At 61.4% G+C, this 24,656-nt stretch carries 22 protein-coding genes; 19 read left to right on the plus strand and 3 right to left on the minus strand.

Annotated features, from left to right (window positions below; genetic code table 11):
- Nucleotides 1-103 precede the first annotated feature (103 nt).
- From J2887_RS06395 to J2887_RS06410, 4 genes are all read left to right on the plus strand, one after another.
- A complete protein-coding gene (locus tag J2887_RS06395) occupies nt 104-1,276 on the plus strand; it encodes an efflux RND transporter periplasmic adaptor subunit (RefSeq protein ID WP_227175155.1) in 1,173 nt (390 codons plus the stop codon).
- A 3-nt stretch (nt 1,277-1,279) separates the two neighbouring features.
- Complete coding sequence (locus tag J2887_RS06400; RefSeq protein WP_227175156.1) at nt 1,280-4,429, plus strand: efflux RND transporter permease subunit; 3,150 nt, start codon at nt 1,280-1,282, stop codon at nt 4,427-4,429.
- The gene (locus J2887_RS06405; RefSeq protein WP_227175157.1) at nt 4,426-5,877 is read left to right on the plus strand and encodes an efflux transporter outer membrane subunit; all 1,452 of its coding nucleotides are present in this window, start codon (nt 4,426-4,428) and stop codon (nt 5,875-5,877) included. The genes J2887_RS06400 and J2887_RS06405 overlap by 4 nt, the downstream gene beginning before the upstream one ends.
- A gap of 75 nt (nt 5,878-5,952) precedes the next feature.
- A complete protein-coding gene (locus J2887_RS06410) occupies nt 5,953-7,590 on the plus strand; it encodes an FMN-binding glutamate synthase family protein (protein ID WP_227175158.1) in 1,638 nt (545 codons plus the stop codon).
- Nucleotides 7,591-7,629: 39 nt separating this feature from the next.
- On the opposite strand, the gene J2887_RS06415 is transcribed toward J2887_RS06410, so the two are convergent.
- Nucleotides 7,630-7,998 (minus strand): hypothetical protein, encoded by a 369-nt coding sequence (locus tag J2887_RS06415; protein WP_227175159.1) that lies wholly within the window; start codon nt 7,996-7,998, stop codon nt 7,630-7,632.
- Between the two features lie 503 nt (nt 7,999-8,501).
- Between J2887_RS06415 and J2887_RS06420 the strand changes: the two genes are divergently transcribed.
- The 12 genes from J2887_RS06420 to J2887_RS06475 all read left to right on the plus strand — a co-directional run bounded on the left by J2887_RS06420 (nt 8,502) and on the right by J2887_RS06475 (nt 19,280).
- Nucleotides 8,502-9,527: a helix-turn-helix transcriptional regulator gene (locus J2887_RS06420; RefSeq protein WP_227175160.1), complete on the plus strand. Its 1,026-nt coding sequence runs from the start codon at nt 8,502-8,504 to the stop codon at nt 9,525-9,527.
- Between the two features lie 368 nt (nt 9,528-9,895).
- Nucleotides 9,896-11,713, plus strand: coding sequence for a choice-of-anchor D domain-containing protein (locus J2887_RS06425; protein WP_227175161.1), 1,818 nt, complete (start codon nt 9,896-9,898; stop codon nt 11,711-11,713).
- A 92-nt stretch (nt 11,714-11,805) separates the two neighbouring features.
- Nucleotides 11,806-12,633: a DUF6160 family protein gene (locus tag J2887_RS06430; protein ID WP_227175162.1), complete on the plus strand. Its 828-nt coding sequence runs from the start codon at nt 11,806-11,808 to the stop codon at nt 12,631-12,633.
- 202 nt (nt 12,634-12,835) lie between these two features.
- A complete protein-coding gene (locus tag J2887_RS06435; RefSeq protein WP_227175163.1) occupies nt 12,836-13,441 on the plus strand; it encodes a CAP domain-containing protein in 606 nt (201 codons plus the stop codon).
- Between the two features lie 165 nt (nt 13,442-13,606).
- The gene (locus J2887_RS06440) at nt 13,607-13,966 is read left to right on the plus strand and encodes a hypothetical protein (RefSeq protein WP_227175164.1); all 360 of its coding nucleotides are present in this window, start codon (nt 13,607-13,609) and stop codon (nt 13,964-13,966) included.
- A gap of 203 nt (nt 13,967-14,169) precedes the next feature.
- Nucleotides 14,170-14,751: a DJ-1/PfpI family protein gene (locus J2887_RS06445; protein WP_227175165.1), complete on the plus strand. Its 582-nt coding sequence runs from the start codon at nt 14,170-14,172 to the stop codon at nt 14,749-14,751.
- Between the two features lie 52 nt (nt 14,752-14,803).
- The gene (locus J2887_RS06450; protein ID WP_227175166.1) at nt 14,804-15,112 is read left to right on the plus strand and encodes a ribbon-helix-helix domain-containing protein; all 309 of its coding nucleotides are present in this window, start codon (nt 14,804-14,806) and stop codon (nt 15,110-15,112) included.
- Nucleotides 15,113-15,235: 123 nt separating this feature from the next.
- Complete coding sequence (locus J2887_RS06455; protein ID WP_227175167.1) at nt 15,236-16,966, plus strand: chloride channel protein; 1,731 nt, start codon at nt 15,236-15,238, stop codon at nt 16,964-16,966.
- Between the two features lie 28 nt (nt 16,967-16,994).
- Nucleotides 16,995-17,507: a hypothetical protein gene (locus J2887_RS06460; RefSeq protein WP_227175168.1), complete on the plus strand. Its 513-nt coding sequence runs from the start codon at nt 16,995-16,997 to the stop codon at nt 17,505-17,507.
- Complete coding sequence (locus J2887_RS06465) at nt 17,438-18,094, plus strand: extracellular solute-binding protein (RefSeq protein WP_267461613.1); 657 nt, start codon at nt 17,438-17,440, stop codon at nt 18,092-18,094. The genes J2887_RS06460 and J2887_RS06465 overlap by 70 nt, the downstream gene beginning before the upstream one ends.
- A gap of 218 nt (nt 18,095-18,312) precedes the next feature.
- The gene (locus tag J2887_RS06470) at nt 18,313-18,615 is read left to right on the plus strand and encodes a hypothetical protein (RefSeq protein WP_227175169.1); all 303 of its coding nucleotides are present in this window, start codon (nt 18,313-18,315) and stop codon (nt 18,613-18,615) included.
- 77 nt (nt 18,616-18,692) lie between these two features.
- On the plus strand, nt 18,693-19,280 hold the full coding sequence (locus J2887_RS06475) for a CBS domain-containing protein (RefSeq protein ID WP_227175170.1): 588 nt from the start codon (nt 18,693-18,695) through the stop codon (nt 19,278-19,280).
- A gap of 54 nt (nt 19,281-19,334) precedes the next feature.
- On the opposite strand, the gene J2887_RS06480 is transcribed toward J2887_RS06475, so the two are convergent.
- Nucleotides 19,335-20,255: a glutathione S-transferase family protein gene (locus J2887_RS06480; protein WP_227175171.1), complete on the minus strand. Its 921-nt coding sequence runs from the start codon at nt 20,253-20,255 to the stop codon at nt 19,335-19,337.
- Between the two features lie 168 nt (nt 20,256-20,423).
- Between J2887_RS06480 and J2887_RS06485 the strand changes: the two genes are divergently transcribed.
- Nucleotides 20,424-21,188: a substrate-binding periplasmic protein gene (locus J2887_RS06485; RefSeq protein WP_227175172.1), complete on the plus strand. Its 765-nt coding sequence runs from the start codon at nt 20,424-20,426 to the stop codon at nt 21,186-21,188.
- 27 nt (nt 21,189-21,215) lie between these two features.
- Here J2887_RS06485 and J2887_RS06490 read toward each other — a convergent pair whose 3' ends face one another.
- Nucleotides 21,216-22,079 carry a sterol desaturase family protein gene (locus J2887_RS06490; RefSeq protein WP_227175173.1) on the minus strand — a complete coding sequence of 288 codons (864 nt, stop codon included), beginning with the start codon at nt 22,077-22,079 and terminating at the stop codon, nt 21,216-21,218.
- A gap of 86 nt (nt 22,080-22,165) precedes the next feature.
- On the opposite strand from J2887_RS06490, the gene J2887_RS06495 reads away from it, so the two are divergent.
- Together J2887_RS06495 and J2887_RS06500 are read left to right on the plus strand one after the other, a co-directional pair.
- Entirely contained in the window at nt 22,166-23,080 is a 915-nt protein-coding gene (locus J2887_RS06495; RefSeq protein ID WP_227175174.1) for a LysR family transcriptional regulator, read from the plus strand.
- A gap of 267 nt (nt 23,081-23,347) precedes the next feature.
- Entirely contained in the window at nt 23,348-24,496 is a 1,149-nt protein-coding gene (locus tag J2887_RS06500) for a methyl-accepting chemotaxis protein (RefSeq protein WP_227175175.1), read from the plus strand.
- The last annotated feature ends 160 nt before the right edge of the window (nt 24,497-24,656 follow it).

Raw genomic sequence — 24,656 nt, forward strand, 5'->3', positions numbered from 1 at the left:
CTGGCGGTCCCCCCAGTCAACGCCCGGATTCAACTGCCTTTCAGCCAACAGGTGTTCTTCGGCACCTGTTGGCGTAGGCCAGACAACAACAGAGGTACTGTTGATGCGACAATATAAACTTCCCTTCGTACTGACGGCGCTGTTGGTACTGGCCGGTTGTGAGCCGTCCAAACCGCAGTCGGCCGGTCAACGGCCTGCGCCGGAAGTGGGTTACATGACGGTGTCGGCCCAGCCTTACACCGTGGTGAATGAACTGCCGGGTCGGACCACGCCCTACCGGGTAGCGGAAGTTCGCCCCCAGGTTACCGGCATCCTAGAGCAGCGACTGTTTGAAGAAGGCGAGACCGTCACTGCCGGTCAGGCGCTCTATCAGATTGATGACAGCCTGTACCAGACCGCTCTGGCCAGTGCCAAGGCTGAGCTGGCATCGGCTGAGGCGTCCCTGGAGACCGCTCGCCTCAAGGCCGAGCGTTACGAACGCCTGATCAAGACCGGTGCCATCAGCCAGCAGGAGCTGGACGAGGCTCGCTCCTCACTCAATGCCGGTCAGGCACGGGTCGATGCCAGCCGAGCGGCGTTGGAAACGGCGCGAATCAACCTCGACTATACTACCATCACTGCGCCCATCGACGGCCGTATTGGCCGTTCTTCGGTGACCGCTGGCGCTCTGGTGACGGCTAACCAGGCCGACGCGCTGGTGACCATTCGCCAGCTCGATCCAATCTATGTCGACCTGACCCAGTCTTACAGCTCCCTGCAGACGTTGCGTAACGCCATGGCCGAGGGCCAGCTGCAAACCGTGGGCGAGGATCGTGCTGCGGTCACCCTGGTGCATCAGGACGGCGCGTCGTATCCCCAGAGCGGCAGCCTGCAGTTCTCCGAGTTTGCGGTGGATGAAACCACGGGTTCAGTGACCCTGCGGGCACTGTTCCCCAACCCGGATGACTCACTTTTGCCCGGCATGTTCGTTCGTGCCCGCCTACCTCAGGCGGAACGGGACGAAGCCATCCTGGTGCCACAGAAAGGCATTGGCCGCGAACCCAATGGCCAGGCCATCGCCATGGTGGTCGCCGCAGACAATACCGTTGAAAAGCGTCAGGTGGTTGCAGAGAAAGCCGTGGGTGACCAGTGGCTGATCCGCGATGGTCTGCAGGTTGGTGATCGGCTGATCCTGGAAGGACTGCAGAAGATTCGCACTGGAGCCTCCGTGCGACCGGTGGCCGTCGATGGCGGCCAGGTGGCGGATGCCGTCAGCGAGCAAGGGGAGCAGGGCTAAACCATGGCGCGTTTCTTCATTGACCGACCCATCTTCGCCTGGGTGATCGCCATTGTGCTGATGATGGCCGGTGCCCTGTCGATCTATTTCCTGCCGGTGGAGCAGTACCCGACAGTGGCGCCACCGGAAGTCACCATATCGGCGAACTACCCCGGCGCGTCCGCCAAGGCCGTGGAGGATTCGGTCACCCAGGTGATCGAGCAGGAAATGAACGGCATCGACAATCTGCTGTACATGTCCTCCAAGAGCGATTCCTCCGGCAATGCCTCCATTACCCTGACGTTTGCTGCCGGAACCGATCCGGACATCGCCCAGGTCCAGGTGCAGAACAAACTGCAACTGGCGACCCCAAGCCTGCCACAGGTGGTGCAACAGCAAGGTGTTCAGGTGACCAAGTCGTCGGATTCCTTCCTGATGGTGATGGCATTCATCTCCAACGATGACAGCCTGACCCGGGAGGACATCGCCGATTTCGTCGCCGCCAACATCCAGGACCCGATCAGCCGGACCCAGGGTGTCGGCCAGGTGCAGCTGTTCGGTGCCCCTTACGCCATGCGGGTTTGGCTTGATCCGAACCGCCTCAACGAATTCAACCTGACCCCCGCCGATGTGACCCAGGCGATTCAGGTGCAGAACAACCAGGTGGTTGGCGGCCAGCTCGGCGGTGCCCCTGCGGTGGAAGCCCAGCAGATGAACGCTTCTATCGTGGTGCAGACGCTGCTGGAAACCCCTGAGCAGTTTGGCAGCATCCTGATCCGGGTGACCGCCGATGGCTCCGAGGTGCGTCTGAGCGACGTGGCCCGTATTGAACTGGGGGCAGAGAACTACGCCATCCAGGGGCGCTTCAATGGCAATGCGGCCGCGGGTCTGGGGATCAACCTGGCCTCCGGCGCCAATGCCCTGGATACCGCTGAGCGGGTCAAGGCCCGTATTGATGAGCTGCGTCAGTACTTCCCGGACAGCCTGGAAGTGGTGTATCCCTACGACACCACACCGTTCGTGGAAATCTCGATCTGGGAGGTGGTGAAGACCCTGCTCGAGGGCATTGTTCTGGTGTTCCTGGTGATGTACCTGTTCCTGCAGAACTTCCGCGCCACGCTGATTCCGACCATCGCGGTGCCGGTGGTACTGCTGGGTACCTTTGCGGTGCTGTTTGCCTTCGGCTTCTCAGTCAACACCCTGACCATGTTCGGCATGGTACTGGCGATTGGTCTGCTGGTGGATGACGCCATTGTGGTGGTGGAGAACGTCGAGCGGGTGATGGCCGAGGAGGGGCTGTCGCCTCTGGAGGCCACCCGCAAGTCGATGGGTCAGATCACCGGCGCCCTGGTGGGGATCGCCCTGGTACTATCTGCCGTTTTTGTTCCAATGGCATTCTTCCCAGGCTCCACCGGAGCTATCTATCGCCAGTTCTCCATCACCATTGTGTCAGCGATGGTGCTGTCGGTGCTGGTGGCAATGATCCTGACGCCGGCATTGTGCGCCACCATGCTCAAGCCATTGAAAGGCGATCACCAGACCAAGGGCGGGTTCTTCGGCTGGTTTAACCGCAGCTTTGATCGGGCCACCGGACGCTACCAGAGTCGGGTTGAGAAGATCCTCGGGCGTCGCGGACGTTACCTGTTGATCTACGTCGGGGTTGTGGTGGCGCTCGGCTACAGCTTTATGCGCCTGCCGACCGCCTTCCTGCCCGATGAAGACCAGGGCATCCTGCTGGCCCAGGTACAGCTGCCGGTGGGCTCAACCCAGGGCCAGACCCTGGAAGTGCTGGAGAAACTGGAGCACCACTTTCTGGTGAACGAAGCCGAGGCGGTGGAATCGATGTTCGTTGTCGCCGGGTTCAGCTTCGCCGGCCAGGGCCAGAACTCGGGGCTGGCCTTTGTACGGCTGAAGGACTGGGAAGACAGGGATCTGGAAACCAACGGTGTCAACGCCATCATTGGCCGGGCGATGGGTGCATTCTCGCAGATTCGTGAGGCGGTGATCTTCGCGCTCAACCCGCCCTCGATTCCCGCCCTTGGTGTCGCCAGTGGTTTTGATTTCTATCTCCAGGATCGCGGCGGTCAGGGTCACCAGGCCCTGGTGGACGCCTCCAACAGCCTGCTGGGGCAGGGTAATCAGCATCCGGTATTGACCCAGGTGCGTTACAACGGCCTGCCGGACGCGCCCCAGTACCGACTCGATGTGGATCGGCAGAAAGCCCGGGCCATGGGAGTCTCGCTCAACGACATCAACACCACTATGGCGGTGGCGTGGGGCTCGTCCTACGTGAATGACTTCGTCGACCGTGGCCGCATCAAACGGGTTTACGTCCAGGCCGATGCACCTTACCGCATGCTGCCCAGCGACATTGACAACTGGTATGTCCGCAATGGCGAGGGCGACATGGTGCCATTCTCCAGTTTCGCCACCGGTGAGTGGACCCACGGTCCGCAACAGCTCCAGCGCTACAACGGTGTGTCTGCCATGAATATTCAGGGCAGTGCGGTGCCAGGTGTCAGTACCGGTGAAGCCATGGCGGCCATGGAGCAGCTGGCGGATCAACTGCCGGGCGGGTTCGGCTACGAGTGGACCGGACTGTCCTATCAGGAACGCCAGTCCGGCAGCCAGGCGCCAGCGCTCTACGCCCTGTCGCTGATTGTGGTGTTCCTGTGTCTGGCGGCCTTGTATGAGAGCTGGTCAATTCCGTTTGCGGTCATGCTGGTGGTACCGCTGGGGGTGATCGGCGCGGTGCTGGCAGCGACCCTGAGAGGGCTTGAAAACGACGTGTTCTTCCAGGTCGGCCTGCTGACCACCATTGGGTTGTCGGCGAAGAACGCCATCCTGATTGCCGAGTTCGCGCTGGAGCTGGAGCACAAGGGCAAAGGCCTGCTGAACGCCACATTGCAGGCGGTAAGGATGCGGTTGCGGCCGATTCTGATGACGTCGCTGGCCTTCATGCTTGGGGTCACGCCACTGATGCTTAGCACCGGGGCCGGCTCTGGCGCCCGCAACGCCATCGGGACGGGCGTTTTTGGCGGCATGCTGACCGCTACCGTGCTGGCCATCTTCTTTATCCCGCTGTTCTACGTACTGGTACGTCGGTTGTCTGGCGTGCCCCTGAACCAGCCGACACAGACGGTGTCTCCGCAACCCCAGGAGGTGAATGGATGAAACAACGGACCTTAGCGGCCGTGGCTGTCAGCCTGCTGGGCGGCTGCAGCCTGGTGCCCAATTACCAGACCCCGGAATTGCCGGTCGCGGAACAGGTAGGTACTGCTGTGGACGGCGGTGACCAGGCCACGTTGCCCACCTTGCCCACTTTACCAGGGTGGCGCACGATGTTTCCCGATAGCCAGTTGCAGGAATTGATCGCCTCCGCGTTGAGCAATAACCGGGATCTGCGGATGGCCATGCTCAACGTGGCCGAGGCCCGTGCCCAGTACGGCATTGAAGGCGCCGCACTCTACCCGGAACTGGCGGTGGGGGCGGATGGTAGTCGCCAGCGGCTGCCGGCAGACCTGAGTGGCAGCGGTGACAGCCGGGTGGCGGCACAATACGGCGTTCAGCTGGGCTTGATGTCCTACGAGCTGGACCTGTTTGGCCGAGTGCGCAGCCTGGAGTCGGCGGCGTTGCAGCAATATCTGGCGACGGAGGAAGCGCGTCGCAGCGCCCAGCTGACCCTGGTGTCGGAAGTGACGGCTGCCTACCTGACGCTGATGGCTGATGCAGAGAAACTGCGCATCAGCGAGCAGGCGGAAGCCGACCAGCAGCGGGCCATCAATCTGATCCGGCGCCGTTACGAATCCGGGCTCAGCACGGAACTGGACCTGCGCCAGGCCGAGATTGCGCTGGAGACTGCCCGTGCCAGCCGTGCCCAGTACGCCCGCCTGGTGAGCAAGGATCGCAACGCACTGGCGGTGCTGGTGGGTGGTGACACCCCGGTGCTGGCCATGCGGGAGCTGACCGATCCTGCGGTCACACCTTTGACCGGGGTGCCGGCTGGCTTGCCTGCCACGGTGCTGACGGCTCGGCCGGACATCCGTCAGGCCGAGCACCGGCTGCGCTCCGCCAATGCCAACATTGGTGCGGCTCGCGCTGCGTTTTTTCCGCGCATTGCCCTGACCGGCTCGGTGGGTACGGCCAGTGGCGAGCTGTCGGGCCTGTTCGACGCCGGCTCCGGTGCCTGGTCGTTTGCCCCCAGCCTGTCGCTGCCGATTTTCACCGGCGGCCGCAATCAGGCCAACCTGGACCTGGCGGAGATCCGTCGCGACCAGCGCGTGGTGGACTATGAGCAAACCGTACAGCAGGCATTCCGGGAAGTGGCTGACACGCTGTCAGCCCGGCAGTTCCTGGCTCAGCAGGAGCAGGCCCAGTCCGCCCTGGTGGCAGCAACCGCCCGCTCCCTGACCCTGGCGGAAGCCCGCTTCGAGGAAGGTGTGGATGATTACCTCGCGGTGTTGGATGCCCGCCGCGCGTTGCTGGATGCCCGCCAACAGCTGGTGTCGGTGACGTTGCAGAAGCTCACCAACCGGGTTCAGCTCTATCGTTCCCTTGGCGGAGGTGGTCAGGCCGACCGGCCAACCCTGGTGGGAGACGCCGTCGAGGCGCCGTCCGGCTGAATGCTGGTGGCAGACGGGGGCGGCTGGTTCAACTAGAATCGTGCCGGAACACACGTATACCAGCCAAAGGAGTGGATGTTGAAATTGCCCCCGTCCCGTTATTTCGCCTACCTGTTGTCCCTGTTCGGGTTACTGGTGTCGCTGCCCCTGGCCATTGCCGGGCTGGTCGGGTACTGGCTGCCCGGCATACTGGCGCTACTCGCTGCCCTGGGTACCTACGACCTGTTGCAGCGTCGGCATTCGGTCAGTCGCAACTACCCCATTCTGGCCAACATCCGCTATTTCCTGGAATCCTTCGGGCCGGAGATCCGCCAGTACTTTATCCAGTCCGATACCGAGGAGCGGCCGTTCTCGCGGGAGCAGCGGGCGATCGTTTACCAGCGCGCCAAGAGCACACTCGATAAGCGTCCATTCGGTTCCCAACTGGCGATGTACGAGGAGGGGTTCGAGTGGATGAATCACTCGCTGCAGCCCACCCGGATCGACAATCCGGACTTCCGGGTGGTCATCGGCGCCGACTGTGACAAGCCTTACCGGGCCAGTGTTTTCAATATCTCTGCGATGAGTTTCGGATCGCTGTCTGCCAACGCCATCCTGGCGCTCAACACCGGTGCCCGCAAAGGCGGTTTTTATCATGATACCGGCGAAGGATCGATCTCCCGCTACCACCGTCAACCGGGTGGAGATCTGGTGTGGGAAATCGGCTCTGGTTATTTCGGCTGCCGCAATGACGATGGCAGCTTCAGCGAAGAGAAATTCATAGAGAATGCCACCCGGGACCAGGTCAAAATGATCGAGGTCAAGCTGTCCCAGGGAGCGAAACCGGGCCATGGTGGTATCTTGCCGGGCGCCAAGGTGACACCGGAGATCGCCGAAGCTCGTGGTGTAGCAGTGGGACAGGACGTGGTGTCGCCGGCCAGCCACTCGGCGTTCTCCACGCCGCGGGAGCTGCTGGTGTTCATTGACTGCCTGCGGGAACTGTCGGGTGGAAAGCCGGTCGGCTTCAAGCTGGCCATTGGTCACCCCTGGGAGTGGTTTGCCATCGTCAAGGCGATGCTGGAAACCGGACGTCGGCCCGATTTCATCGTGGTGGATGGCGGCGAGGGCGGCACCGGTGCGGCGCCGCTGGAGTTCATCAATCGCTTGGGGATGCCGCTGACCGAAGCGCTGCTATTGGTTCACAACACCCTGGTCGGGACCCACCTGCGGGAACACATCTCGATAGGCGCTGCCGGCAAGATTACCTCGGCCTTCAACATTGCCCGCACCCTGGCGCTGGGGGCAGACTGGTGTAATGCCGCTCGGGGCTACATGTTTGCCCTCGGCTGTATTCAGTCACTGAGCTGTCACAGCGGCAAGTGTCCGACCGGTATTGCGACTCAGGACCCTGGACGCAGCCAGGGGCTGGACGTGGCAAACAAGAGCGAGCGGGTCTACCACTTCCACCATAACACGGTGAGTGCGCTGGCTAACCTGCTGGCAGCCGCGGGCCTCACCCATCCCTCCGAGCTGGGGCCGGAACACATCATCCGGCGGGTATCCCGCAATGAGGTCAGCTCTTACCTCGACATGTACGCCTTTCTGGAACCGGGCGCACTCCTGCGGGGGCGGACGGGGCAGGCAGTGTTTGACCGCTACTGGCCGATGGCGGACAGCACCAGCTTCGATCCACCCGCATCCATCCGACAGCTGCGTGAGAGCAAGCTGCGATAACCGGTCCAGGCCCTTTCATGACGCCTGAACCGGACGCCATCAATAGTTGTTGTCAAAGAGAAACCGCTTGCGCTCGTAGGCGGTGTCCACACCCATAGGGAAGTGGTGACGGCCCTGGTGGTGCATTCCCATTCCTTTATCCATGGTATCGGGGGCCATGGTGTCAGAGGCCATGGAATCCTCCATCATGGCGTCTTTCATCATGCGATCTCCGGCTTTGGCCGGACCGGCTGCAGTCGGTCCGTATGTGCGGTGAATCTGCTCTACCGGATTGGCCATGGAGCGGCCATCGTTGTGGTGTAAACGGTCAGCCCGGCTGTCAGCGTGGGTCTGGGCGAAGGGCAACAGAAACAGGCTGGCAGACAGCAGAAGCGTGCGGCTCAGCGTTGTGAATTGGCTGCGAATCATGGTGGAACCTCCATCGTATCGGTTGGGGTGAGCGGAGCAGGCATTTGCTGCAACGCTACCCCTGAGACCGCCCGTCACGGTGGAAGTTGGTCACGTTCAGACACCATTCGGTCACGTTTCGGTGAACGCTCTGTCACGGTTCTGTCACGGCGAAAACGAGAACGGTTACGCGTCGCGTGGAGCGACAGTTTCTTTTTTCTGGCGTGTCGAATGTCTCAGAATTCAATCGATAAATTGTCCTTTCGGGCCGAACAATGGCCTTTGTGACCCCTTGGCAACACCCTGTCTGACGGGCCTACCTATACTCGTGCCGCTCAGCAGTTTGCGCCCGGCGACCTTCTGCGTCAGCCGGCGGGCAAGGAGGCCATCCTTCTGGGTAGTACCCGGGAATACCCGGCAGTCCAGCGCCGTTGTCTTGGGAATCAGGCTCGGTGCCGGAGATGTAGGGCTCCCGGACTACCGGTAGTCAGAGGTTCTTAAACAACAACACAAGACCTCGAGCCATGACACACATACCTTTGACCTCTCGGCATACCCCTTACAAAGTGCCGATCCTGGCGGTGCGCTATGCCCGCCGTTTCGCCCGGTTCATGGAGAGCCGGGGTATTGGCCGGCGGGCCCTGCTGTCGGGCAGCGGGCTGGAACCGTCACAACTGGATAACCCCGACGCCTTTCTGACCATGGAGGAGGTGATGGCCGTGGTACAGCAGGCCCAGCAGTTGCTGGGCGATGAGCTGGCACCCTTCCAGTTTGGCCAGCAGCTGGATTTCCCGGCCCATGGGCTGCTTGGTTTTGCGCTGATGAGTCAGCAAAGCCAATCCAAACTCACCCACATGATCGTGCAGTACCTCCGGGTCGGGTTGCCGGTGATGGACATGGAAGTCAGCTCCACCAGCCGCAACATTCATCTCCACCTGCGGGATACCTGGGACCTGGGGCCGGTACGACCGTTTGTTGCCAAGATCTACATGGGCAGCATCCACTCGCTGGCGTCCCAGGTCTGTCGCAGCATGCGTTTTGAGTGTGATTTTTCCTCCGGGCTGGCGCCCACCCAGTGGCAGGCCCAGGCCCGCTGTGCCGAATTTCACTTCGACAGCGGCAGTTGCCAGGTCATCATGCCGCTGACCGAGCGGCTGCCGGTGGACTCGGTGGACACCAGCTATGTGCTGGCCAGGGAACGATCACGGCAGTCGGAACAACCGGAGCGGGTCACCGAAGTGGTGGCCCAGGTGCGTGAGTTTGTTTCCCGTGATCCGGGTCGGGGCACGTCACTGGACGCTGTCGCGCGCAAACTGGATATCAGCGCCCGGTCCCTGCGTAGCCGGCTGGCAGAGGCGGGCGAGTCGTTCAGGGACATCCGTAACGACATCCGCGAGGCCTACGCCACCCGATATCTGAGGGACACCTCCCTGGCGCTGGACATCATTGCCGAAAAAGTCGGCTTCAGTGATCAGGCCGCTTTCACTCGCGCCTATCGCAGTTGGACCGGTCACACCCCCGGTGAGGTTCGCCGGCTGGCCCAGAACTGAGCGGCACGGTCTGGTTCCCCCCTGATTAAGGGCCTCTGATTAAGGAGCCCCTGATTCACTCCGCATCTGGGCAGTGCAGAAGCTGTCCGGAGTGAATTGGAGGCTCCCTGGTTCCGGGGGGAGGTTGACCGCCGTCACGTTTTCAAACACCGGTGCCGGGGCCTGCCAGAACTGTCAATGATCCTGCCGTTTTTCGCAATGACGATCCGCCGCTCCCCGCCGCTTAATAGAGCCAGGCATCGGAACCCCGATGCGTTGCTTGTGGTCGTTGTGGCGACCCCCGCGACCTCTCCACAGATCGATTGAGGTGTCCTCATCGATGCCGTCTGTGCACAAACAATGATCAATAAGACCAATACAGAGGACGAATGATGAACCCGACGAATGCACGCAAGCGGTCACGCCTGTTGTCATCCGCCGTTGCCTCGGCATCCCTGATGGCTCTGGGCAGTGCGGCGTATGCGGAACCCGTTAACCTCACCCTGGAATACAGCTGTCCCTTCCCGCTGATCGGTGATCAGCCCATCTTCGCTGAGATCAGTGCCGATATTCCTGCCGAGGTCAAAGTTGGCGAGCCACTTGGTCCCTTCCAGATCGAAGCGCTGACCACCGTTAACGAGGACTCCCGGCTGGGGCTGAAACTGGTTGGTTCGGCCACCATCGAGGGGGTTGCCACCTCCACCAACATCATTACCACCGGTGCTGGCGACCGTCAGATCGTGGTGCCCCTGACCATTCCCCAGTCGCCGATTCCTGACCAGTCCGGCGCCTTTACCGTACCGGCCACCGGTGAAGCAGAGCAGCAGGTATTTGATGCCGCTGACGTTGGCCAGGGCACCATTTCCGTGGGTGGCCTGGTACTCGACATGGTCGCACGCACCGCCAGTGGTGATGTCGCGCCGGCGCCAATTGGCGAATTCACGGCCGACTGTACCCAGGTTGCCGGTCAGGACAACATTCTGCAGACCTTCGAGGTGGTGAATGATGATCCGGTCCCGGATCCGAAGATTGAGGTAACGCCTGACAACCTCGAGTTCGGTAATGTCCAGTTGGGTCTGTCCGCAGAACAGAGTGTCACCATTGCCAACACCGGTGGCGCCATTCTCGGCATCAACGCCATCACCATTGATGGTTCCGCTGCCTCTGCCTACATGCAGACCAACGACTGTACGACGGTTGCGCCGGGTGAAAGCTGCACCGTTGATGTCACCTACTTCCCCTCCGGAGAAGGTGAGCAACTCGCTGAGCTGAGCATCCAGTCGGATGATCCGGACAATGGCCTGGTGGGTGTGCCCATGTCGGGTACCAGCGTGCTCCAGCCTGAGCCGGAAATCAGTGTCGATCCGCAGTCGGTGGATTTCGGCAAGATCCAGGTAGGTACGTCCGCCTCTGCCGACATCACCGTCAGCAACGTTGGTGACGAAGTGCTGTACATCAACGGTGTCAGCCTCGACGGTGCCGCCAGTGGCGACTTCCTGCAGACCCATGACTGCGCCATGCTCACCCAGGATCAGGCCTGTACCATCACTGTGACCTATACCGCTCCGGCGGCTGGCGTCAGCACCGCTAATCTGGTGATCGAGTCTGATGACCCGGATGCCGGTGTTGTCGACGTTGCCCTGCAGGGCGAGGGTGACAGCGGTTCCAGCGGCACCGTGGATTTCCTGCTGGACCTGGAAGGTGCCACCACCATTAACGCCAATGGTAGCTCACTGCCGCTGAGCGGCTCCATTGATGCGGTACTGGAACTGGCCACGGGCCTGTTCACCGCCGATCTCACCATCGCGCCGACCGAAGGTACCTTCCAGATTTCCCGTCTGTTCCGTCGCCTGACCGCGACCGCAGAGGTGACCTTCGAGCAGGTGGGTGACACCACCGGACAACTGGCCAACAGTGTGTTGAGCTCGGAATCCCAGATGTACGTCCAGGTACCGGAAGTGACCACCCGTCTGTTCGGCTTCAAGATCCCGCTGGGTGGTGGCTCCGAGTGCCGCACCATTGATCCGGTCACCATTGCCATGCAAACCCCGGATGGCGAGACCTTCGAACCGCTCACTGGTGGCAACCTCAGCGGTACCTACGACCTGCCGCCACTGGAGAACTGCGGTCTGTTGACCGACGTGCTGAACCTGTTCATGGCCGGTTCCGGCAACACCATTGACCTGGAGCTGACTCCGAACCTGTAAGCCAAAAGCCGGGCCCGCGAGGGCCCGGCCACACGGTCAGCCAAGGTTATGCGCAAGAAGAACAAAGGACGACATAAGAAGGACTTATAACAATGAAAAGCCTGAAAATTTCAACACTGGTCCTGGCTACTTCGATGGCACCTCTGGTAGCACAGGCAGAACTGCAAGCGCTGAACGACCAATCCATGGGGCAGGTCACCGGTCAGTCCGGGATCACCATTGAGCTGGAGGCACAAGTTCAGTTGGGAGAGTTCCGCTACGAGGATGAAGGCTCTCTGGCCATCAGCGACATCTTTATCGGCGGTGCCGACCGGGATGACATGTTTCCGGAACTGGGCTTCCCAATCCCCAATCAGGCCTCCACGGCGATTGATAACATCAAGATCGACATCGACATCATGGCGGACGGTGACGCGGTATTTAATGTCTTGCCGCTGTATGGCTCGCCGGTGGACTTCGCCATCCGCACCGGCAAATGGGAGCTGATTGCCCAGAATGGACCCCGCGACGGCACGGTTCTCATGGATAACGTCAACGTCGAAGGGGTGTTCGGCTCGATGCGAATCGTGATCGACAACCAGACCGAGAAGATGAATGTGAACACCCGCTTCGCGGTCGACAAGCTGGAAGCGGACGTGCCGTTCCTGGCCATGGGTATCCGCGACATGCAGATTACCGGCGCCGGTTACGGTACCGCACCGGGCGAATCCGAAAACGTCGTGCGTCTGTTTGCGATGGCGGACTTTGATATCTACAAGGCGCCAAACGCCGCCGGTGTGGATGCCCTGGCCCTGGATATCAACTCGTTCGATGCTGACATGCACATTGGTGCGCTGGAGCTGGGGGGAACCTCAATCGGCGCGGTGCACCTGGATGACCTGTCGGTGTACAACACCAGCATGCGCATCTACGGCCACTGATCACGCAAGGCCTTTATGTTCGACTACTCCACTGGCCCCCGCGCCGATAAGGCGTCGGGGGTATTTTTGTTTTTACTGAAACCGGCCGCTCGCCCGGTTGCAGAATGTTGTTTGATGTAAATCTGCCAAACATCCCCTTTCCTGTCAGAGCCATCTGTGCAAAGTTACCGCCAATCTTTTCGACCCCGGTGGATGCCCGCACATGAATCTCAAGCCGCTCTTTCTGTTTTCCCTGTCGTTGTCTCTGATTGCCTGTGGTGGTGGCGGTAGTGACGGCGAGACCGCTCCGTCCGCACAGGAGTCGTCCTCCGGGGCGGTGGAATCATCAACCGATCAGCCGGTGGACGATACCGACCTCACGGGCGGCGGCACCGGAGCCTGTGAGCTGACCGAGATGCAGGCACAGTTGCTGGTCAGCCTCAATCAGGCCAGGTCACAGGCTCGCGACTGTGGCGACGAGCGTCATCCCGCGGCCCCGGCATTGACTTACAGCTGTGAGATTGCACCAGCAGCGCTTGCCCACAGCATCGACATGGCCACCAACAACTTCTTCAGTCACACCGGTTCCGACGGTTTGAAAGCGTCACAGCGGGTTGATGCCACCGGATATCAGTGGCGCGTGGTGGGGGAGAACATCGCCGCCGGGTATCACGACGTTGACAGTGTCATGGCGGGCTGGCTGGAAAGCCCCGGGCATTGTCGCAACATCATGGACCCGCGTTTTGAAGAGGTCGCAGTGGAGCGTGTGCTGGCCGAGAATGCCGACTACAGTTCCTATTGGACCCAGGTGTTTGCCACTCCGCGTTGATGACGGCGTTGGTCCTGAATTCAGGATCACAGGCAGTTCCGGTTGATATCACCAGACGATCGTGCCTCTGGTGGCAGTTTGATCAAAAAGTGGTTAAAATTTCGCCGGTTTCGTATTGCCCCCCGTTTGGGCATTCCATTCACTTTCAAATGCTGTGTGATTGCCATGAGTCCTTCTCAACTCAAGATGGCCATCACTGGCGCCTGTCTGCTGGTTATGCTGGTGGGGGCGCTGTTGATGGTGCAGTTCATGAATGATGGGGCTGGATCGGCCGGCATGACGCTGGGCGCCATGCTCATCCTGATTCCGGCCTCGGTGATGATGACCCGTCTTCCCCGGCTCTGGAAGTACCAGTCGATGAACCGGGATTGGTACCACACCACCTACCCGGACCGGGTTCAGGGTAACCAGTTGGCCTGCCGTGCCTGTGGTAGTGACCATATCCACACCCGTCAGTTGAGCCCGTTCACGGGCTACCTTGGCCACATCTGTGGCCGCTGCGACACCACACTGTTCTATTCCTGAGCAGACACCGGGAGGCATCGTTCTCCCGGTTTTCCAATCCGTCCTGTCGTTTCCAAGCCCGTCCAGCCGTGTCCAATGCGTTCTGCCGTTTACAATGTACTAACCGGCTGTTACCCCCTGCCAGCGATTCCGGCGCATCATGGAAGACCGCTCACCAATCCCGGTGGGCCGCGTATCTGTGACGATCAAGGGAGAACGGAACAATGACCACCAAGAAACTGCTTCTTCTGGCCGGCGACTTCGCCGAAGACTACGAAACCATGGTGCCTTTCCAGGCCCTGACCATGCTCGGGTATGAGGTGCATGCCGTGTGTCCGGACAAGAAAGCCGGTGAGACGGTGAAGACCGCTATCCACGATTTCGAGGGTGACCAGACCTACACCGAAAAGCCCGGTCACAATTTCGCCCTGAGTTACAATTTCGACGAAGTGAAAGTTGAGGACTATGTCGGTCTGGTGGTTCCCGGCGGTCGTGCTCCGGAGTATCTGCGGCTGAACGAGCGGGTAATCGAGATCGTTCAGGCGTTCAATCAGGCTGATAAGCCGATCGCCGCCGTGTGCCACGGTGCCCAGTTGTTGGCCGCAGCCGGTGTTCTGGACGGTCGTGAATGCAGTGCCTACCCGGCCTGTGGACCAGATGTAAAAATGGCGGGCGGTGAATACATGGATATCGCCGTGGACCAGGCCCATGTCCAAGGCAACCTGGTGACGGCGCCAGCATGGCCAGCGCACCCGGCCTGGCTGGCGGCATTTGTGAAACTGCTGGGCGCCCAGATTACGCTGTGATTGATGATGGCCATGGCATATGTCGCCGTGGCCATTCCCATTGGAGACTGCGATGTGTGAACTCTACGTCAAGGCGGATCCGATCCTCTACGAATCCCGCTCCCGTTCCCTGCGGATTCGTGGAGTGGTCACCACACTGCGGCTGGAGAACCAGTTCTGGGACATTCTCCAGGAGATCGCTGAAGTTGATGGCATGACCACCAACCAGTTGATCAGCAAACTCTATGATGAAGTCACCGAGCTACGGGGCGAGGTGGATAACTTCGCGTCTTTCCTGCGGGTCAGCTGTACCCGTTACCTGGCCCAACGTGAGGCCCGAACCGTGCCGCTGACGGTGGTAGGACAGAAAGCGGTCGGATAATCGATCAGAGGCGACGGCCGATGTGGTTGTCGCTCCACAGGATCGCTGCTGTCTGGGCTATGCTCAGGACAGGGCCCGCCGGCGTGTTGCTGCCCGGGGGCACTGTCAGCAGGAGCGTGAGCGATGCCCCGGCACGACTCTCAACAGGCGGTCTTACGCATCGTTGTGGTCTCAGCCCTGGCGGTGGTGGTGGGATCGACCGCGTCACTGGCGGCGATTGGCTTCGTTGAGGCCCTTCATTGGCTCAACGATTTGTTGCTGGTCTCGCCCTATGCCCGCATCCAGCGTGCTGACCAGCCCGCCCTGGTGATGCTGGCCACGGTGCTGGTACCCACCCTGGGCGGTCTTGTGGTCGGCCTGGTGGTGAGTCGGCTGGTGCGGGAACGGCGAGGTCTGGCACCGCCGGACGCGATCCTGGCGGTGCAGACCCGGCGCCCGCCGCCAGACTTTCGCAGCGGACTGGCGTCGACCCTGGCCGCGCTGTTGTCCCTGGGAGCAGGCGCTTCCGTTGGTCAGTATGGTCCCCTGGTCTATCTGGGCAGCATGTTTGGTGCGTTGGCGGGGCGTTTGCACCTGCCTGTCCGCAACCTGCGGGCGATTGCCATTGGCTGTGGGGTGTCAGCCGCCATTGCCACCGCTTTCAACGCGCCAATCGCCGGCCTGGTGTTTGCCCACGAAGTCATGCTCCGCCATTACTCCCTGCGCGCTTTCGCACCGGTCACGGTGGCTGCGGCCGTGGGTTACGTGGTGGCCAACGTTTTCCTTCACCGCCCTCCGTTGTTTCAGGTGAGCTTTGCTGGTGTCGCTCACAGTTACGAGTTCGTGCTGTTTGCGCTGGAGGGGGTGTTTTGCGTCGGCCTGGCGGTGGTCTTTGTCCAGTTGATTCAGGGCAGTGCCCGGCTGGCGAGTCGACTGCCGGTCCCCGCCTGGGGACGCCCGGCGCTGGCCGGCCTGGGGCTGGGAATGGTGGCGCTGTGGTTGCCTGAGGTGCTGGGTATCGGCCAGGAAACCCTGCGCTTTGCCACCATCGAAGGGGCATTCGGACGCACTGAACTCGCCCTGATCGTGGTGGCCAAACTGCTGGTCACGGCCCTGTGCCTGGGGTTTGGATTTGTTGGCGGTGTTTTCAGCCCGGCGCTGCTGATTGGTATTCTTTTCGGTGCGCTCTATGGCCTGCTTCTGCCCGAGCTGTTGCCCATCCCCCTGTCTGGCCAGGTGGTTTACGCCGTCTGCGGCATGATGGCGCTGGCCAGCTCCGTCATTGGTGCCCCCTTGAGCACCATCCTCATTGTGTTTGAACTGACTCGCAGCTATGACCTCACCATCGCCGCCATGGTGGCCGTGGTGTTTGCCAACCTGGTCTCCTACCGCGTGATGGGGCGTTCGTTATTTGACCTGCAATTGCGCCAGCGCCATTTCGACCTCTCCCAGGGCCGGGACAAGGCCATTCTGGGCACCCATGCGGTGGCGGATTATCGCGTGGACGACTGCATTCTGGCTTGGCCCGACGAGACCGTCGCCGATGTCCAGCGACGCCTGGGCGAGGGCAAGCGGGCCGAAGCCATGCTGGTGGATGACCAGCGTCGTTACCTGGGCACTCTGCACCTGGCGGATCTGTTGACTGAGCCGGCAGCGCAACCCGTCGCCGGTCTGGCAAGCCCGCCGGCGCTGGTGTTCGATGAGCGGACCTCGGTGTGGGAGTCGATGGAGCAGTTACCGGGATTCATTGGCGAGGCGGTGCCGCTGCTGGCGGATGATGGCCGTCTGCTGGGCGTGGTGCCGGAGGAAGCGGTGATAAGGGCCTACCTGGAGATCATCCATGACCTGCGACAGGAAGAGAACGAAGCGGCCTAGTGTCTGGCTTGCGGCCCTGGGGTGGTTGTTGGCCGCACCGGTAGTGGCGGAGTTGGTGGCGGAATCAGGGGCGGAATCGCCAGCCCCAACCCCGCTGACGGTGCTGACCTGGGGTGGCGCCTACGAGGCCAGTCAGCGGCAGGCGTACTTTGCTGCGTTTACCGACGCTACGGGCATCCCCATCAGGACGGTCCACTACGATGGCGGCCTGGCCGATCTGCGTCGCCACCTGGCCAGTGGCGATGTGACCTGGGACCTGGTGGACATGGTCTATGCCGACGCCTTGGCGGCCTGCGACGCCGGTCTGCTGGAACCGTTGCCGGCGGAACTGCTGGCGCCGTCGCCAACTGGTGTTGCCGCGCGGGAGGATTTTCTGCCGGGGCTATTACCCGCTGTGGCGTGGCTCACCTGGTGTTTTCGACGGTACTGGCCTTCGATGAACGGGCCTTTCCCGGAGTTAAACCAAGCTCCGTGGCGGATTTCTTTGATCTCGAACGGTTCCCCGGCAAGCGGGCGCTGCGACGGGTACCGGTGGGGTTGATGGAGTGGGCGTTGTTGTCCTATCAAGTACCGCGACAGCAATTGTACAACCTGCTGAGTACCGAGCGGGGGTTTGACCTGGCGTTCCGCCGCCTGGACCAGATTCGACCGGATTTGCGCTGGTGGACCTCGGGTGATCAGCCTGCCCGTTGGCTGGAGGATGGCGAGGTGGCCATGGCGTCCGGCTTCAATGGTCGCTTCTTTCACGCCCAGGTGACCCGGGGAGCACCGATCACCGTGATCTGGGACGGTCAGTTGCTGGATTACAACAGCTGGGCCATTCTCCGCGGCAGTGACCAGGTGGACGAAGCCCATCGTTTCATTCGCCACGCTACCCGTACTGAGGCCATGGCGGCGCTGGCGAATCGTATCAGCTATGGGCCGACCCGTTATTCGGCGCAACGGCGGGTTGGCCGACATCGGGCGTCGGGTGTTGCCATGGCTCCCCATCTGCCCACCGCGCCGTCGCACCTGTCCGGGGCGATTGATCGCGACCATGACTGGTATGCCCGCACGGCAGGGTTACGGGCGCGGCGGTTCGAGGCCTGGCTGAAGCGCGATGGTGAGGCACAGGGAGACGCTGATTGACGACGTCCGTTTCGCCAGCGTTTGTGGCCAGGGAGTGAATGCGGGACTCCCTGGATGAATTCTTCTCCATCTGCCTTGTGGTTTGCCATCGCCGGGCCCATGGTGAGAGTAGAGCGTTGGACGCATTGCCTTGATCAAAATCAAGGCGGACGCCTGCGCCAGCCGATCTTCAATGCGACGCCGTTCCTGGTCATGGCCGGGCGGTTTGGGCGGATGTGATGACTCAACGTCAATGGACCATCGCGGTTTTCCTGGCCCTGTTTGCGGTCGGGCTGCTGGCTGTCCAGTCGCCGGACCACGCCGGTGGACCGGTGCTGACCGACCTGGCAGTGGAGTGGTCACTGGATGCCGATGGCCGTGACCCGTCGCCGTCGGATGGCCCCTGGCTGATCCTGTGCGTCGTAGCCAGTGTGCTGCTGTCGTCCAGGGCCGTCCCGCTGACGGCCCGCGGCCTGCGATCCCCAAGGCGTCGTCTGATTCATTTCCCCCAGTTGCCTCAGGCGCCTCCGGCCCGCTACTGAACCCCGATCCGATTTTGCGCCTGGCATTGTGACCAGTGCCAGGCGTTTCGATTTTCTGTTCTGTAGTGAGGTACACAATGAGCAACTATTACCATGCCCTGACCGCAACCGCGGCGCAGCCGTCTGCCGCTATCGTCCAGCCTGGCAGTCATTTGGAGCTGACGCTCGATGATCCGGCGCTGATCCTGATGACGGATTTTCGCCAGCAGGCTCCCTCGGTGATTGATCATGACCTGTCCGTCGGTGACGCCCGCGTGCGGATGAAGCTGGCGGATGTCGCTCTCAAGCTGGTGGTTAACCGAAGTGGTGATTGCATCGGCCTGATTGCCCTCAAGGACGTGTTGGGCAAGCGCGCCATGGCGCGCGCCCATCAGATGGGGCGGCCGCTTGAGGAGGTGCGGGTTCCCGACATCATGCAGCCACTGTCGTCGTTGCCGTTGGTCCGTCTGGCGGACCTGGAACGGGCCAGCGTGGGGGATGTGGTGGCCACCTTCCAGCACCAGCATGCGGAGCACCTGGTGGTGACCGATGGCAGTGCGAATGCGGTGGTGGGGCTGATCTCTGCCAGCCAGGTCTCCAAACGGCTGCAGATCCCGCTGGACAGTGAGGTCCGGGCGACATCCTTCTCCGACATCATGGCAGCGGTACAGGGCCATTTCGACTGATCGAACCGCCGGCGCCGGGTCATTGATCCGGTTGCCGGCTCGCGGTCTGATGGCCTATTGAGCCGCAGCTCTGAGTTCAAAGCCGTGTCGGGGAAAGTGCAGATGCACGGTGCCGATCCCGGGATCGGCGTGGGCAACTACCAGGGCATGATCATCGGCATGACGCAGTTGCCCGGTTACCGGATCGCGGCCATAGTCGTTGGGCGCAACCGTGACGGTATCGCCGCACAGGGCCTTGTCGCAGCAGTCGACGGGGCGTGGTGTGGCGGCCTTGGCCAGTGCCAGAGCATCATCACTGGTCATCGGCATGGGCTGGCCATGGCCAAAGGCCCGCATCCTGCCAAACCATTCCTCCACCGCAGGCCATTTGCGCAGTACCGGTTTGCCGGCAAAATCGCACAGGAACCACAGGCTGTGATACGCCGAGAAATCCGCGATGCACGGGGTATCGCCAAACAGAAACGGTTGATGCTGAAGTCGGTCGTTCATCAACGCGTGGTGGTTGTCCAGCCGCTGTTTTGCCTGCCAGGGGCTGTCGGCTTTGACCTTTGCCAGACGTGCAATGCCAGCACGGTCTCGCAGAAACTGCCAGGTGTCCACCAACGACGTTTGCCGGATCATCTTCCATAGCACGCCAGGCCCGCCGGCTGTGATCAGACTGGCCAGAAAAACGGCCTGGTCGGCTTCCGCTACAAAGGCCTGGATCTGCTCACTCTGTTGTTCCACCACCAGCTCCGGCGCATGGCCCAGTCGGGCGATTTCCCGCGCCACCGAGCGGGTGTCGCAGAACACGTCGGCACCCAGCTGGGCAACCGGAATCCGGCGGTAACCGCCGGCAAGCGTGGCCAGCTCAGGACGGGGAGGCATTTCCCGCACAGTGACCGAGTGCCACGCCAGACCGGTGTAGCCCAGCATGGCCCGGATCTTTTCTGAGAACGGCGACAGCGGGTAGTGGTAGAGGATCAGTTCCTGCACTGGGGTGCCTCCAGGCGATGTATTGTCAGGCGTTGTATTGTAGAGCGGATGGGCTACCGTAACGGAATGCGCGGACTGGACAAATGGCCGTGCCGACCATTGAATGGCGCGCTATCGGCGGGTAGTGCTCGATGGTTCTTGGCTGGATCTGAAGGGGGATAGGCGCAGATGCGAAAGCGGCGCAGGTGGTACGCAGCGCAACTGGTGCTGCTTTGGTGGGCGAGCCTGGCCTGGATCTGCACGGCACGGGCTGAACCGGTACAGATGGTGACCGAAGCGTGGCCACCGTTGCTGGTTGAGGGCGAGAGCGGGCCCGAAGGAGTGCTCTGGGAGATCACCGAGGCGGTGTTCCAGCGCATGGATACCCCGGTTGAGCTGACGTTCCTGCCCTGGAAACGGGCAATGCGACAACTGGAGCGAGGCCATAGCGACGCCATCCTCGGAATCAAGCGAAACCCCGACCGGGCCCGACGGTTTCAGTTTTCCGGGGTGCCCCTGGTGAGCAGTGAATCGGTGATCCTGCACACCCGGGCTCGCTCCGAAACTCTGGATGATCTGGCCGATCTGGACGGCCTGCGCATCGGCTACTCGGCGGGCTATTTCTATTGCCCTGAGTTTGAGGCGTTGGACACCATCCACCGCCACCGGGTGCCTGATCTGGACGCCGGGCTGAAAATGCTGGAGTTGGAGCGTATTGACGCGTTGCTGATGAACCGGCAAGTGGCGGAGTTCTACGTCAGCCAGGATCGCTACCAGGGGCGCTTCCGTGCTTCCCCCCACGTTGCCTGCACTATGGATCTGTTCATCGCGTTCTCGCGGCAGACCTCCGAGTCCCTGATCCACTCGTTTGATGAGGCCCTGCGCCAGCTCCGAAGCAGCCCCGCCTATCAGGACATGCTGCGTCGCTACCGGAATGCGACAGGCCGAAGCTGAGCGCCGACTCCAGACGGGACCCTGGCGCTACAGGTATTTGCGCAGGTCCAGGTTGAAGTAACGGTAGAGCACGCTGCGCTGCTCCCGCTCAGACTGTCGCCAGCCGTAGATCGCCGGTGCTTCCTTCTCGATGGCCAGGGTGTCGAAGATCAGCCAGTCGTAAAGCGCCAGCGAACCGCATACGTTTCTGGCGGAGTTGCGACCGCGGGCGTGATGGTGATGGTGCTGGGTCGGAAAGGTGAAAACGTGGGCCAGCGCCCACATGGTTTTCCGCACCCATGCCCAGCGATGATTGTGGAAATACAGGTCGTAGTTCCAGCCGGCGTGGGTATGGGCCGCCCACAGACCTTTGGTCACCGTCCCCCAGAGGAACACTTCAGTCAGTCCCAGGTACAGGCACAGCAGCTGGAACCAGTAGTTGGGCATGATCAGCCACCACAGCCAGCCGTTGGTAAAGGTCTGAGTGGCGGTCAGGCGACCCCGGTCGTCGCTGCCACTCAGATGATGGGGGCGGTGGGAGTGCTTGAACACGGCCTGGGCAAGCTGTGCCCAGCGGGCTTTGGGGCGGCGACAGTGGGCAAAGTAGTGGCCCGCGCCGTGGATCAGTTCCTCCAGGCAGAAAAAGGCAATCAGGGTGGGCCAGAAATAGGTACTCTCCAGCCACGCCAGGGAACCGGCGCTACCCGGCCACATCAGGCTCAGGCCTGCGCCGATCAGAAACAGCACCAGCGGGCGTTGTACGGCGATCATCATGAAGGTGGTCAGGCCGGCAATCTGCCAGTCCTTGGCGGTGCGGCCGCCATTGGCACTGCGGCCGGTCGCCCATTCCAGTACGGCGGCAATCAGGACAAACGCCAGTACCGACAGGGCAACAAGGTCGTTGGTTGTCATTGTTGTTCTCCCGTTGTTTGTTGTTTGATCATCTTGCGGCGCGGTGCTCTTTTTTGGCCAATCAATATCCTGTATATGTAATTTCCATGAAGCTGAATTTACGATCGGTTGATCTGAACCTGTTGCCGGTGTTTGTTGCTGTGGTGGAGGCTGGCCAGCTATCGCGTGCTGCGGACCGGCTGGGTATGAGCCAGCCTGCGGTAAGCGCGGCCCTGCAACGCCTGCGTGTCACGGTGGGGGACCCGTTGTTCTCCCGAACCCGTGCCGGGCTGGTGCCGACAACCCGGGCCCGGGAGCTCCACGAGCAGGTGCGGGCCGGTCTGGACCAGTTGATCCTTGCCCTCGATCCTGACCGTGCGTTTGATCCTGCAACTGCCGAGCGGTCGTTTCGACTGCTGGCCGTGGATTACTTTGAAACCCTGATGCTGGGGCCGTTGATGGCTCGGTTGCGTGAATTCGGCCCAGGTCTGGGGGTACAGGTGCGGCCACCGCTGGCCGGCTGGCAGCGCCTGTTGCTGGACGGGGAGGCGGATTTCGCCTTCGACACCCAGGCCCCGGAAGACCCGAGACTGGCGGCCCGGGTTGTGGCATCGGAGACCCTGGCGGTGGTTGCCCGTGCAGGCCATCCGGCCATTCGGGGTCGCCTGGAGCTGGCCGCCTTCCTGGAGGCCGAGCATGTGGTGCTGCCGGCAACCGAGCGTCACACCCTGCCGCTGGAGCAGATTCTCGGGCGACCTGACTGGCGCCGCCGGGTAGGCGCGCAAGTGGTGCACTACAGCAACCTGCTGTCAGTCGCCAGCGCCAGTGATCTGATTGCCACGGTGCCACTGCGGCTGGCGCAGCGGCTGGGGGGCGGGCTGAAGCTGCAGGTATTGCCTTTCCCGGTGGCGGTACCACCCATCCCGATCTACCTGATCTGGCCCCGGGTTCTGGAATCCGATCGGGCTCATGGCTGGTTTTGCGAACAGCTGTTGGCCTGCCTGCCAACCGACGACCGGTAGCCTTTCACGCCCGTCTCCCGAAGAAAATCTTTCCGCTGACCTGACGTCATTGAAATCTTGTCTACACTGAAGAATGTGTCGCAATCATAGGTATTGACAGGCAGTGCACTCAGACTGGCTGTGTTTCTGACGGGCCGCCTGTTTTACCGGATTTCAAACTCCGACTGTCATTCGAAGCGTAATTTCCGCCGCGTGTAACGGTGGCTTAGCGCTCATCGGACCAAACTGATGGATGTGTGACTGGTGACCTTGTGAAGGATCATGCCGATGCCCAGAGTTTCTGAAGGCCCCTCCTATTTGATGCCCCTGGCCGCTATTGCCGGTACCCTGACGGGGTTGCTGATGCTTTGGCTGACTGTCGACTGGCTGGCGGTCGTGGTGGCTGCCGTGGTCCCGGCAGCGATGGTTTGGCTGATCGCCCGCCAGGATCACAGCGTTGAAGACGCAGCCCAGGTCAGCGCCGGGGAGCGCGCCGCAGAGCATGAGGTGTTGCGGGGGATTGGTGAGCTGGCACAGGACGAATTTTCCCTGCATCGGGAGCAGCTCCAGAGTCTGCAAGGCGTGCTTGAAGACGGTGTGCAGCTGCTTCGGGGCGCGTTTGATGACATTCATCGCCTGCTGAACGAGCAGAAACAGGCCATTGGCGAGATTCTCTCGGGACAGGACCCGTCAGATCAGGGCATCAGCATCGACGATTTTTCCAGCAAGACCTCGGAGATGCTGGACTTTCTGATCGGCAATACCGTGAAGATCAGCGAAGACCTCACCGATCTGGTCACCAAAGTCACTTCCGTTGATCAACAGATGCCAGCGGTGATGAAGGCCCTGGAAGAGATTGACCAGTTGGCGGAACAGACCAACCTGCTGGCTCTTAATGCCGCTATTGAGGCTGCCCGGGCAGGGGAGCACGGCCGTGGGTTTGCCGTGGTTGCCGACGAGGTAAGGTCGCTCTCCAAACGATCCGCGGAATTCAGCAGCGATATCCGTAAGCAGCTTCAGGGCATCAATGAGGCGGTCGCCCACCTGAGCCAGCACATTGGTGCCATTGCGGCCCAGGACCTGGATACCCTCACCGAGTCCAAGGCCGAAGCTGAGGCATCGATCAGGAACCTTCAAAAGCTGGCCGACCGCGAACGGATGTTGACCCAGAACGTCAATCGCATTGCCGAAGAGCTGGTTGACGCATCTGATCGCGCCACCCGGGGCCTGCAATTCGAGGATATTTCCACCCAGACCTCCGACTACCTGAGCCAGCGCCTGGGGCTGTTGAGCGAGCTGGCGATGGCGTTGTCCCGAAGTGATGAGCCGGCGCAACTGGCGGCGGCGTTGGCAGAAGCCCAGCGTGGCCTGTCCGGGTTCCGGAAGAGCCCGGTCAGTCAACAATCCATGGCAGCCGGTGAGGTGGAACTGTTTTAGGGGCAACCAGTCGCGACTGCCAAACAGCGAATCATAGCTAACGATCTATAGCTAACGATCTATAAACAACGATCTATAAACAACGATCTACAAACAAAGACTAAAAAAACACGACAAGGGAGCCGTCGTCAGCTCCCCATGCATTCCGACCTTCTGGAGA

This window comes from Marinobacter sp. CA1, from assembly GCF_020546665.1.
GTDB lineage: Bacteria > Pseudomonadota > Gammaproteobacteria > Pseudomonadales > Oleiphilaceae > Marinobacter > Marinobacter xestospongiae.

Coding starts and splice junctions, on each gene's coding strand:
- J2887_RS06420 (WP_227175160.1), top strand. CDS start 8,502: ATGACACACATACCTTTGACCTCTCGGCATACCCCTTACAAAGTGCCG.
- J2887_RS06430 (WP_227175162.1), top strand. CDS start 11,806: ATGAAAAGCCTGAAAATTTCAACACTGGTCCTGGCTACTTCGATGGCA.
- J2887_RS06485 (WP_227175172.1), top strand. CDS start 20,424: ATGCGAAAGCGGCGCAGGTGGTACGCAGCGCAACTGGTGCTGCTTTGG.
- J2887_RS06415 (WP_227175159.1), bottom strand. CDS start 7,998: ATGATTCGCAGCCAATTCACAACGCTGAGCCGCACGCTTCTGCTGTCT.
- J2887_RS06425 (WP_227175161.1), top strand. CDS start 9,896: ATGATGAACCCGACGAATGCACGCAAGCGGTCACGCCTGTTGTCATCC.
- J2887_RS06410 (WP_227175158.1), top strand. CDS start 5,953: ATGTTGAAATTGCCCCCGTCCCGTTATTTCGCCTACCTGTTGTCCCTG.
- J2887_RS06450 (WP_227175166.1), top strand. CDS start 14,804: ATGTGTGAACTCTACGTCAAGGCGGATCCGATCCTCTACGAATCCCGC.
- J2887_RS06400 (WP_227175156.1), top strand. CDS start 1,280: ATGGCGCGTTTCTTCATTGACCGACCCATCTTCGCCTGGGTGATCGCC.
- J2887_RS06405 (WP_227175157.1), top strand. CDS start 4,426: ATGAAACAACGGACCTTAGCGGCCGTGGCTGTCAGCCTGCTGGGCGGC.
- J2887_RS06435 (WP_227175163.1), top strand. CDS start 12,836: ATGAATCTCAAGCCGCTCTTTCTGTTTTCCCTGTCGTTGTCTCTGATT.
- J2887_RS06455 (WP_227175167.1), top strand. CDS start 15,236: ATGCCCCGGCACGACTCTCAACAGGCGGTCTTACGCATCGTTGTGGTC.
- J2887_RS06440 (WP_227175164.1), top strand. CDS start 13,607: ATGAGTCCTTCTCAACTCAAGATGGCCATCACTGGCGCCTGTCTGCTG.
- J2887_RS06495 (WP_227175174.1), top strand. CDS start 22,166: ATGAAGCTGAATTTACGATCGGTTGATCTGAACCTGTTGCCGGTGTTT.
- J2887_RS06395 (WP_227175155.1), top strand. CDS start 104: ATGCGACAATATAAACTTCCCTTCGTACTGACGGCGCTGTTGGTACTG.
- J2887_RS06475 (WP_227175170.1), top strand. CDS start 18,693: ATGAGCAACTATTACCATGCCCTGACCGCAACCGCGGCGCAGCCGTCT.
- J2887_RS06500 (WP_227175175.1), top strand. CDS start 23,348: ATGCCCAGAGTTTCTGAAGGCCCCTCCTATTTGATGCCCCTGGCCGCT.
- J2887_RS06490 (WP_227175173.1), bottom strand. CDS start 22,079: ATGACAACCAACGACCTTGTTGCCCTGTCGGTACTGGCGTTTGTCCTG.
- J2887_RS06445 (WP_227175165.1), top strand. CDS start 14,170: ATGACCACCAAGAAACTGCTTCTTCTGGCCGGCGACTTCGCCGAAGAC.
- J2887_RS06470 (WP_227175169.1), top strand. CDS start 18,313: ATGACTCAACGTCAATGGACCATCGCGGTTTTCCTGGCCCTGTTTGCG.